Raw genomic sequence first — 257 nt, forward strand, 5'->3', positions numbered from 1 at the left:
GGTATGGGAACGCGTGGTTCCCCTCCGCCATCGCCACCAAACGTAGCGTGTTGCACGCTGAAAACTGGATACGAAAGTTAGGTTTGCTGAAACCTTTTTAGCTGCTGTCTGCCGGATGTATGGGTCCATGCAAACGTTTTAGGATAAGCCCTCGACCGATTAGTATTCGTCAGCTGCACACATTGCTGTGCTTCCACCCCGAACCTATCAACCTCGTCGTCTTCAAGGGGTCTTACATACTGGGAAATCTCATCTTG

1 rRNA gene is annotated in these 257 nt (G+C 50.6%); it reads right to left on the minus strand.

The annotated features are described in order from the left end of the window. Positions 1-139: 139 nt before the first annotated feature. Positions 140-257 (minus strand): 23S ribosomal RNA (locus tag MRBLPE1_RS23155); the annotation flags it as partial.

The organism is Paenibacillus sp. LPE1-1-1.1 (assembly GCF_040676435.1).
Classification (GTDB): Bacteria; Bacillota; Bacilli; order Paenibacillales; family Paenibacillaceae; genus Pristimantibacillus.